This is a genomic window from Cyanobium sp. LEGE 06143 (assembly GCF_015207535.1).
GTDB lineage: Bacteria > Cyanobacteriota > Cyanobacteriia > PCC-6307 > Cyanobiaceae > NIES-981.
The window spans coordinates 1-9,327 of record NZ_JADEWP010000094.1; the positions used below are offsets into that span (position 1 = coordinate 1).

Here is a 9,327-nt window from a genome sequence, read left to right on the forward strand (position 1 = left end):
GCCCTGGCGGGAGCGGGTCTTCACCGTGCCCAGGGGGATCTGCAGCCGCTCCGCCACCGCAGACTGGCTCAGACCCTGGTAGTAGGCGAGTTCCAGCACCTGCCGCTGCTTGGGATCGATCTGACCCAGGGCCAGGGCCATGCGCTCGCCCAGGTCGGTGAGCTCGGCCCAGCGCTGGGTGCTGGGGGGCTCGTGGCCCAGCAGTTGGTGGGACCACTGCTGCAGGATCTGCCAGCGGTTGCGCTGCTGGGACAGCTTGTTCAGGGCCATCGAGCGGGTGAGCAGCAGCAGATAGGCCAGCACGGGCCCCCGGCTGGGGTCATAGCTGCCCTGCCGCCAGAAGCGCAGGAACACATCGTGCACCAGGTCTTCGGCGGCGTGGCTGCTGCGGCAGAGCCGCAGGGCCAGGCGGTAGACCGCCGGGCTGTAGGCGTCGTAGAGCGACGCCAGATCACCGTGGTCGATCTCCAGGTCCGGCGCCTCGGCTGAGCCGGCGTGCAGCGCAGCTGGCTGCTTCAAGGCGCCAGTTGTTCCCTGGGCAGATCGGGGGTGCGGGGGCGCCATGGCCGTCTAGGCAGGGAGCGGTCTGGAGCCTTTACCGGCGAATGGGCCGATCGGATGGCGCCTCCCGATCAATCACCAGCAGCAGCCCCCCCATGATGGCCAGATTCTTGAACAGCTGGATCCGTTCCTGGGGATCCTCCAGGGCGGTGTGGAACACCAGGGAGGCGGGCACGAGGAACACCAGCAACAGGGCAGCCCCCAGGCGCTGACGCCAGCCGCTGATCACCAGGACCGAGCCCACGGCCATCAGGGCCATCGACACCGTCAGCACCACTGCGGGGATGGGCAGCCCCCGCTGCTGCATCTGGGCTGCCACCGCCCCGAAGCCCCCCAGCTTGCCCAGCAGGGATTGCAGGAACACCAGGCAGAGCAGGGTGCGCCCGAGGGCGGCCCACCAGGAAAACGAACGGGTCATGGCTGGGCAGGCAGGTTGTTCAGGCTGGGGCCGTTCCCGGCTTGCCGGAGGTGTTCTCCCGCTGGAACAGTCCGTCGAGATAGTGACGCACCACGGCCCGATCCTGGCAGCCCTGCTGGAACAGGAATCCTGCCAGGGCGGCTTGCATCAGCCGGTACTGGTCCCACTGGGGATGGGTGCGCACGAACTCGCCCATCGCCTCGAACAGGTCTTCGGGGAACTGGTTTTCGATCGACACGGTGGCCGGGGCATGGTTGGGGATGGCGCTCATCGGGCTGCGGCTCAACGGGGTGTCGCTCAAGGGGCTCAGTCGCGCTTCGACCCCATCAGGCCATGGCGAGTGGCCGGCGTCAAAGCCGCGGCTCAGGGCCCCATCCCGCCAAGACGCACGCTGAGAAGTGAGTGGGGATGGGGCTGCCTGGGGAGTTGCTGCCGGCTTGCCCCGAGTCCGTCAGGCCTCGGCCCCGGGCCGTCAACGGGAGAACCGCTTTTCCACGGAGATTGGCCACGCCGGCGCCGCTGGGCCGGTTGCCCGCCGTGACGGCTGGGGAAAACCCCGCGTGCCAGTGGGGAAAAACCACAGGAGCGGCGGAAAAGTTGATTGCTCAGCAATGGTGATCGGTCGCAGCGGCCCAGAGGCCTTCTGGTCATCGCTCCACCGCGTCGGTCCAGAAGCACTTCGACGAGTTGTATCAATCGCGCCATTGGGGGGGATGGTCGGCGGGCTTGGCTAACCCACAGCCCATTTTCGGACTATGCCTTCAAACCCGCGGCTCCACGCCATCGACACGATCCTGGCGCGGCCCCTGGTGCCCACCACGCCCGCCACCTCGCTTGAAGAGCTGTGGGCCAGCGATGTGTTCACGCTCGAGAAGATGAAGTCGGCGCTGCCGAAGAACGTCTTCAAATCGATCCAGCGCTGCATCCGCGAAGGCAGCAAGCTCGATACCTCCGTGGCCGATGTGGTCGCCCAGGCCATGAAGGACTGGGCCACAAGCCGCGGTGCCCTCTATTACGCCCACGTCTTCTACCCGCTCACCAACCTCACCGCGGAGAAACACGACGGCTTCATCTCGCCCCAGGGCGATGGCTCAGCTTTCACCGAATTCAGTGGCAAGGTGCTGGTTCAGGGGGAACCTGACGGCTCGTCCTTCCCCAACGGCGGCATCCGCACCACCTTCGAGGCCCGCGGCTACACCGCCTGGGACGTGACCAGCCCGGCCTATCTGATGGAGACCCCCAATGGGGTCACTCTCTGCATCCCCACGGTGTTCGTGTCCTGGACCGGCGAGGCCCTCGACAAGAAAACCCCGCTGCTCCGCTCCAACAAGGCGATGAACAAGCAGGCCCAGCGCCTGCTGACGCTGCTGGGTGAAACCGAAATCGCCACGGTGAACTCCAGCTGCGGCGCTGAGCAGGAGTACTTTCTGGTGGATTCGGCCTTCGCCGCCCTGCGGCCCGACCTTCAGCTCGCCGGTCGCACCCTGGTGGGAGCCCCTCCGGCCAAGGGCCAGCAGTTCGATGACCACTACTTCGGCGCCATCCCCGAACGGGTGCAGGTGTTCATGCAGGACGTCGAGCGGCAGATGTATCGCCTCGGCATTCCTGCCAAGACCCGCCACAACGAGGTGGCCCCGGGTCAGTTTGAGCTGGCGCCCTTCTTCGAGGCCGCCAACGTGGCCACCGACCACCAGCAGCTCACGATGACCGTGCTCAAGAGCACGGCCAAGAAGCACGGCTTCAGCTGCCTGCTGCACGAGAAGCCCTTCGCCGGCGTCAACGGCAGCGGCAAGCACGTCAACTGGTCGATCGGCAATCCCACCCAGGGCAACCTGCTCGATCCGGGCTCCACGCCCCACGAGAACCTGCAGTTTCTGCTGTTCTGCTCCGCCGTGATCCGCGGCGTGCACCTATTCGGTCCGCTGATGCGGGCCGCCATCGCCACCGCCAGCAACGACCATCGCCTCGGGGCCAACGAGGCGCCGCCGGCGATCATCTCGGTGTATCTGGGCAGCCAGCTGGAGGATGTGTTCCAGCAGATCCGCTCGGGCAGCCTGCAGGGTTCGGCCCAGGCGGCGCTGATGTCCCTTGGCATCGACACCCTGCCCGAGCTCAACAAGGATCCCGGCGACCGCAACCGCACCTCCCCCTTCGCCTTCACCGGCAACCGCTTCGAGTTCAGGGCTGTTGGCTCCGGCCAGTCGGTGGCTGGTCCGCTGGTGGTGTTGAACACGATCCTGGCCGATTCCCTGGAGTGGGTCAACCACCAGCTGGAGGCCGCCATGGCCGCCGGCAGCAGCCTCGATGAGGCGGCCCTGGCGGTGATGAAGGACGTCATGAACCAGCACGGTGATGTGGTGTTCGGGGGGGATGGCTATTCCTCCGAATGGCACCGCATCGCTGTGGAGGAGCGTGGACTCGAGAACCTGCCCACCTCCGCCGACGCCCTGCCGGTGCTGGAGCGCCCAGACGTGAAGGCCCTGTTCGAGCGCCAGGGCGTGCTCTCCCCGCTGGAGCTCGAAAGCCGCTTCGAGGTCTACGCCGAGCAGTACGTGCAGGCGATCGAGGTGGAGGCCCGCCTGCTGCTGCGCCTGGCCCGCACCCAGATCTATCCGGCGGTGTCGGACACCCTGGGCAAGATGGCCTTCTCGATCAAGAGCCAGGAGAAGGTGGGCCTGTCCCCCGACAACTCCATGCTCAAGACGATGGAGTCGCTTTGCGGGCAATTGCTGGAAGGCTGCACGGCCCTGGAGGAGGCCATGGCGGTGCATCCCGACGGCATTCATGCCCACCTGCGCCACTGTGCCGATGGGGTGCTGCCGGTGATGCTCAAGATCCGCGCCGCCGCCGATGGTCTCGAGCAGCTCATCGATGATGACGCCTGGCCGCTGCCCACCTACCAGGAGATGCTGTTCATGCGCTGAGCCTGGCTGGCTCGCACTTTCGGTTGGCTCTGGGCAGGATGGCGAAAGCCCCCTGCCCAGAGCGACCCATGGATCCTGATCTGGCGCTTCCGATCGGGGCCGGCCTGGTGCTGATCGTGCTGATCGTGGTAGGCGCGGTGGTGATTGTGCTGCGCCCCAGCGACCTTCCCGATCGCAGGCCCTGATTCGCGCTCCTCAGCCCTGATTCGGTTGGTTGCAGCAGGCATCGATCTGTTCCACTCCAGCCCACACCTCTGGTGCTCCCGTCATGTCCTGCCTATGACGAGGGCATGCCCTCAGGATCGGGAGTCCTGCCGTTGATCCGCGCCATTCCCAGGGATTGTCCCGCGGCGAGCCCAGCCCTGAGCCGCCTGGTTGTGGGCCAGGCCCTGGGCTATTTCGCTCTGCATTTCCGGCGTCCGATCGCCATGGCCGCAGTGGCCGACGCCCTGGGCATTTCGGAGGCCTGCCTCGACTTCTGCTTCGACCAGTCGCGGGGCATGACCCCCTACGAGGCCCTGCAGCACCATCGGCTCAACCGCCTGTTTGCGGCCATCACCAGGCAGCCCCGCCGCTCGCTCACCAGGGCCATCCTGGCCTGCGGCCTGCAGCGCAGTGCAGACACATTGACCCGCTTCGAAGCCACCTTCGGCATCGCCATGCCCCTGTTCCTGCTCACCTGCCGGCGGGCTGAGCAAGATCGCCACTTTCGCCGTGGCCATCCGCAGCGGGCGGCCCTGGTGCTGGCGCAGGCCTCATCCGCCTAGGCCCATTTGCCTAGGATCAATCCTGTCCGTGAGATTGTTCTGTCAACCCCTGTTGCGGCCGGCCAACGCCCCTTCCTGTTGAGGCGGCTGCTGCACGGCCTGGGCCCCAAGCTGATGATTGTCATCCATCTGGGCTGCGCCGTACTGCTGTGGACTGGTCTGGGTGTGGGAGCGGCCCTCTGGGCCGTGGCCCTCTATCTGCTCAGGATGCTCGGCACCACCGCCATCTACCACCGGCTGCTCACCCACGGCAGCTACCGAGCTCCGCGCATGGTGTGGTGGATCGGCTCCCTGGTGGCCTGCTCCTCCGGCCAGATGGGCCCCAGCTGGTGGAAAGCGCACCACCTGCAGCACCATCGCCATGTGGATACGGCGGCCGACCCCCACACGCCGCTGCAATCCGCCAACGGCTGGCGCGGTTTCTGGCACTCCCAGGTGGGCTGGCTGCTCACGCCCCAGTTCCACCCTGCCGAACTCCCGGCAGACATCGAAGCCGATCCGGTGCTGCGCATGATGGATCGCCTGCATGTGGTGCCCGTGCTGGCCCTGGCGGCACTCTCCTGGCAACTGGGCGGGCTGGAGTGGCTGGGCGCGTTCTGTCTCAGCACCGTGGTGCTTTACCACGCTGTGGCCAGCGTCAACTCCCTGGCCCACCTCTTCGGCGACCAGCCCTTCAACACGGGCGATGACAGTCGCAACAATGGCTTTGTGGCACTGATCACCCTGGGTGAGGGTTGGCACAATCTGCACCATGGCTTCCAGGCTTCGGTGCGGCAGGGGTTCACGCTGCGCCATGGCAAGGTGCGCCGGCTGCCTGATCCCACCTACAGCTTCGTGCGCCTGCTGCAGAAGCTCGGCTGGGCCAGTCAGTTGCGGCTGCCGAGTGATCACGCGCTCCTGGCCAGGGCACGCTGAGGCTGGCGCCTCTGCGGCCCCTGCCTGCGCCGGGAGTCACACTACAGGTCACACCAAAAAGCCGCCCCCGAGAGGGACGGCTTGGGGAGCTGAATCAGTGCGTGCCGGTTGAATCAGCTGGTGAGACCAGCCGAGTCAACCGGTCTGATCACCAGCGGCTGCCGCCGCCACCGCCGCCGGCGCCGGCGTACTGGCGGCCACCGCCACCACCGGTGCGGGGCTCAGCCTTGTTGACACGGATGTTGCGGCCCATCCATTCGACGTTCTGAAGATCGTCGATGGCCTTGGTCTCGTCGGCCTCGTTGGCCATCTCGACAAAGGCGAACCCGCGCTTGCGACCGGTGTCACGGTCGAGGGGCAGGGTGCACTTGCGCACAGCGCCGTATTCGGAGAACAGGTGCTGAACGTCTTCAACCTCAGCGTCGAACGAGAGGTTGCCTACGTAAATGGTCATGAAATCTGGTCTTTGAGTCAATGAATCGATTCGTCGAAGCCCTGAGAAAAGTTGCTGGCCTAGTGGAGAAACCTTGTTGGAGCCGCCGTTTCGGAGAGAAACCTGCTGAAGACTGCTTCTGAATCCCTTTCACCCTACACGACTGAAGCAGGACGCTCCGGAAGCTGGCCCAGGGCCTCAGGCCTTCTGGAACGCGTTGGTTGTGGCCTCCACGGCGACGGGCTGCACGTTCCAGATCCGCTCGGCGTACTCCTGGATCGAGCGATCGCTGGAGAAGAAGCCACAGCCCATGGTGTTCGCCACCGACATGCGCGCCCAGCGGGTCGGGTCCTGCCAGCAGGCATCCACCTGCTCCTGGGCCAGCCTGTAGCCGCCGATGTCGGCCATCACCTTGAAGGGATCGTGGCTGGTGAGGTTGGCCAGCAGTGGGTGGAAGAGGTCGCGATCGCCCTCACTGAAGTGCCCAGCGCCGATCAACTCGATCGCAGCACGCACCACGGGGTCTTTCTCGATCCAGGGCATGGGGTGGTAGCCCATCTGATCGAACTCCTGCACCTGTTCAGCGGTGTGGCCGAAGAGGAAGAAGTTCTCGGCGCCCACCCGGTCGCGGATTTCCACGTTGGCGCCATCGAGGGTGCCGATCGTGAGGGCGCCGTTGAGGGCCATCTTCATGTTGCCCGTGCCGGAGGCCTCCTTGCCGGCGGTGGAGATCTGCTCGGAGAGGTCCACGGCGGGATAGATCTTCTGGCCGAGGCTCACGCTGAAATTCGGCACGAACACCACCCGCAGCCGCCCCTCCATGGCGGGATCCATGTTCACGATTTCAGCGATGCCGATGATCAGCCGGATGATCAGCTTGGCCATGGCATAGCCCGGAGCGGCCTTGCCCCCGAAGATCACCGTGCGTGGCGGCAGGTCCTCGCCGTTGCGCAGCCGCAGATAGCGCTCCACCACGTGCAGAGCCGCCAGGTGCTGGCGCTTGTACTCGTGGATGCGCTTCACCTGCACATCAAAAATCGAGGCCGGATCGAGCAGCAGTCCCTGGCTCTGGTGGATGTGGTGCACCAGGCGCTGTTTGGAGGCGTCACGCACCTGCATCCAGCGGGCCAGGAAGCCCGGATCCTCCATGTGGCCGGAGAGATCCTGCAGATGGGTGAGATCGCGGCGCCACTGGCTGCCGATCACCTCATCCAGCAGGCTGGCCAGGCCGGGGTTGGACACCAGCATCCAGCGCCGCGGCGTGACGCCGTTGGTGACATTGGTGAAGCGATCGGGCCAGAGCTCGGCGAAGTCGGCGAGCACGTGGCGGCGCAGCAGTTCGCTGTGCAGTTCGGCCACCCCGTTGGTCTGGTGACAGCCCACCACGGCCAGGTTGGCCATGCGCACCTTGCGCTGCGGACCCTCCTGGATCAATGAGAGGCGCGCCAGCTTCTCAGGCTGGCCCGGGTACTTGATCCGGGCCATGCGCAGGAAGCGCGCGTTGATCTCGTAGATGATCTGCAGGTGGCGCGGCAGCAATTGCTGGAACAGCTCCACCCCCCAGGTTTCGAGGGCTTCCGGCAGCAGGGTGTGGTTGGTGTAACTGAGGCTGGCGGTGGTGACTCCCCAGGCGGTCTCCCAGTCGAGCTGGTGGTCATCCAGCAGCAGCCGCATCAGCTCGGCCACGGCAATGGCTGGGTGGGTGTCGTTGAGCTGGACGGCGAACTTGGTGTGGAAGGCGGTGGCGGGCAGCCCCTGACCCTTGAGGATCCGGAACATGTCCTGCAGAGAGCAGCTCACGAAGAAGATCTGCTGGGAGAGGCGCAGGCGCTTGCCCTGCTCCATCTCGTCGTTCGGATAGAGCACCTTGGAGAGGGTTTCCGACTGCATCTTGTGCAGCACGGCCTTGGTGTAATCGCCGGCGTTGAAGGAGGCGAAGTCGAGGGCCTCAGGCGCTGCGGCGGCCCACAGGCGCAGGGTGTTGGCGGTGCGCACCCCATAGCCGAGGATCGGCGTGTCGTAGGCCACGCCGATCACCGTGTGCTGCCCGATCGTCACCGGGTAGCTCCACTCCGGCCGGATCACTTCCCAGGGGTTGCCCTGGGCCAGCCAGGCATCGGTGATCTCCTGCTGGCCCCGGGAGGTGATCTGCTGACGAAAGATACCGAACTCGTAGCGGATGCCATAGCCGATGGCCGGAAGCTCCAGCGTGGCCATCGACTCCTGGAAACAGGCGGCCAGCCGGCCGAGCCCGCCGTTGCCCAGCCCGGGCTCGGGCTCTTCGTCGATCAGTTGCTCCAGGTCGAGCCCCAGTTGCTCACAGGCGTCTTCTGCTTCCTGGCGCAGGCCCAGGTTCACCAGGTTGTTGTCGAGGTGAGGTCCCAGCAGATACTCCGCCGACAGGTACACCGCCGTACGCACCTGGGCGCAGGTGTAGGTCTCGGCGGTGTCGACCCAGTTGTGCAGCAGACGATCGCGCACCGCCAGGGCGAGGCTGCGGTAGTGGTCGTGGCGGGTGGCCAGCGAGGGGGCCTTGGCCTGGCTGAAGAACAGATGCCGCTGCATGTCTTCGGCCAGGGGCCGGTGGATGAAGCAGCTTCGGCTCATGGAGCTGGGATCGGCCATGGGAGCCGGGACGGGCTGAAAGAAGATCCGTTCTGCTTCTGGCGCCAGCTTGGTGCTGTCGGGATCACTACAGAAGGCCGGCCCTGTGAGGGAAACGGGTCAGGGCTCGTCGGGGCAGCTCAGAGTTCGCTCTCCATGTCGGGCTTGATTGAGCAGTCGCTCTGGGGGTAGCTCACACACAGCAGGGCAAAGCCGGCTTCGATCTGTTCGTCGTCCAGGAAGCTCTGGTCCGACTGGTCGACGCTGCCGCTGAGCACCTTGCCGGCACAGGTGCTGCAGGCGCCGGCTCGGCAGGAATAGGGCAGATCGATGCCGGCCTCTTCAGCCGCATCCAGGATGTAGGTGTCGTCGCTGCAGCTGAAGCTGCGGCCGTCGTCGAGGCTGATGGTGAAGCTGGCCATGGCAAGGGAGCCCAGGGGCGCTCGGTGGGAGAACTCCATTGCATCCCCGGCGCCGTTCCCATCCTGTGATCGGGAACACCGCTGTGATGATTCGATCACATCGGCTCCCCTCCCCCGTGCCCCGATGGGGCGTGGGGGAGCAGGGACACACCGCTCGGCCCTCAGTCGCGCGGGCCCGGCGGCAGGCTGGTAACCCATCACCACCGCCGCAGGCCCCTGAGCGATGACTGCCCCGGCTCCGCCCCCTCCTGCTGGTCGCCAGCCACCCCCGCCAGCTGCTGCG

The 9,327-nt window shown here is 66.0% G+C and carries 9 protein-coding genes; 3 read left to right on the plus strand and 6 right to left on the minus strand.

Translation table 11 applies throughout. The features are described 5' to 3' along the window. From IQ216_RS07935 to IQ216_RS07945, 3 genes are all read right to left on the minus strand, one after another. The coding region (locus IQ216_RS07935; protein WP_228007279.1) for a sigma-70 family RNA polymerase sigma factor at nucleotides 1–519 on the minus strand (519 nt) is incomplete at its 3' end. 76 nt (nucleotides 520–595) lie between these two features. Beyond that, nucleotides 596–979: a DoxX family protein gene (locus IQ216_RS07940; protein ID WP_193815055.1), complete on the minus strand. Its 384-nt coding sequence runs from the start codon at nucleotides 977–979 to the stop codon at nucleotides 596–598. 19 nt (nucleotides 980–998) lie between these two features. Continuing rightward, complete coding sequence (locus tag IQ216_RS07945) at nucleotides 999–1,250, minus strand: DUF2811 domain-containing protein (RefSeq protein WP_193815061.1); 252 nt, start codon at nucleotides 1,248–1,250, stop codon at nucleotides 999–1,001. Between the two features lie 484 nt (nucleotides 1,251–1,734). On the opposite strand from IQ216_RS07945, the gene IQ216_RS07950 reads away from it, so the two are divergent. The 3 genes from IQ216_RS07950 (at nucleotide 1,735) to IQ216_RS07960 (ending at nucleotide 5,585) form a co-directional block, all read left to right on the plus strand. After that, nucleotides 1,735–3,903, plus strand: coding sequence for a glutamine synthetase III (locus IQ216_RS07950; RefSeq protein WP_193815056.1), 2,169 nt, complete (start codon nucleotides 1,735–1,737; stop codon nucleotides 3,901–3,903). Nucleotides 3,904–4,280: 377 nt separating this feature from the next. Next, entirely contained in the window at nucleotides 4,281–4,670 is a 390-nt protein-coding gene (locus tag IQ216_RS07955) for a helix-turn-helix domain-containing protein (RefSeq protein ID WP_193815057.1), read from the plus strand. A gap of 114 nt (nucleotides 4,671–4,784) precedes the next feature. Continuing rightward, nucleotides 4,785–5,585, plus strand: a complete 801-nt coding sequence (locus IQ216_RS07960) for an acyl-CoA desaturase (protein WP_193815058.1) — start codon at nucleotides 4,785–4,787, stop codon at nucleotides 5,583–5,585. A gap of 148 nt (nucleotides 5,586–5,733) precedes the next feature. Here the strand turns inward: IQ216_RS07960 and IQ216_RS07965 are convergent, their stop codons facing one another. The 3 genes from IQ216_RS07965 to IQ216_RS07975 all read right to left on the minus strand — a co-directional run bounded on the left by IQ216_RS07965 (nucleotide 5,734) and on the right by IQ216_RS07975 (nucleotide 9,044). Continuing rightward, nucleotides 5,734–6,039, minus strand: coding sequence for an RNA-binding protein (locus IQ216_RS07965; RefSeq protein ID WP_193815059.1), 306 nt, complete (start codon nucleotides 6,037–6,039; stop codon nucleotides 5,734–5,736). Nucleotides 6,040–6,216: 177 nt separating this feature from the next. Further along, nucleotides 6,217–8,625, minus strand: coding sequence for a glycogen/starch/alpha-glucan phosphorylase (locus IQ216_RS07970; protein ID WP_228007280.1), 2,409 nt, complete (start codon nucleotides 8,623–8,625; stop codon nucleotides 6,217–6,219). Between the two features lie 137 nt (nucleotides 8,626–8,762). Beyond that, entirely contained in the window at nucleotides 8,763–9,044 is a 282-nt protein-coding gene (locus IQ216_RS07975) for a 2Fe-2S iron-sulfur cluster-binding protein (protein WP_186696854.1), read from the minus strand. Nucleotides 9,045–9,327 lie beyond the last annotated feature (283 nt).

What these genes read in the sequence shown, in the direction of transcription:
- IQ216_RS07950 (WP_193815056.1), top strand. Translation starts at nt 1,735, where the DNA reads ATGCCTTCAAACCCGCGGCTCCACGCCATCGACACGATCCTGGCGCGG.
- IQ216_RS07965 (WP_193815059.1), bottom strand. Translation starts at nt 6,039, where the DNA reads ATGACCATTTACGTAGGCAACCTCTCGTTCGACGCTGAGGTTGAAGAC.
- IQ216_RS07960 (WP_193815058.1), top strand. Translation starts at nt 4,785, where the DNA reads ATGATTGTCATCCATCTGGGCTGCGCCGTACTGCTGTGGACTGGTCTG.
- IQ216_RS07945 (WP_193815061.1), bottom strand. Translation starts at nt 1,250, where the DNA reads ATGAGCGCCATCCCCAACCATGCCCCGGCCACCGTGTCGATCGAAAAC.
- IQ216_RS07940 (WP_193815055.1), bottom strand. Translation starts at nt 979, where the DNA reads ATGACCCGTTCGTTTTCCTGGTGGGCCGCCCTCGGGCGCACCCTGCTC.
- IQ216_RS07975 (WP_186696854.1), bottom strand. Translation starts at nt 9,044, where the DNA reads ATGGCCAGCTTCACCATCAGCCTCGACGACGGCCGCAGCTTCAGCTGC.
- IQ216_RS07970 (WP_228007280.1), bottom strand. Translation starts at nt 8,625, where the DNA reads ATGAGCCGAAGCTGCTTCATCCACCGGCCCCTGGCCGAAGACATGCAG.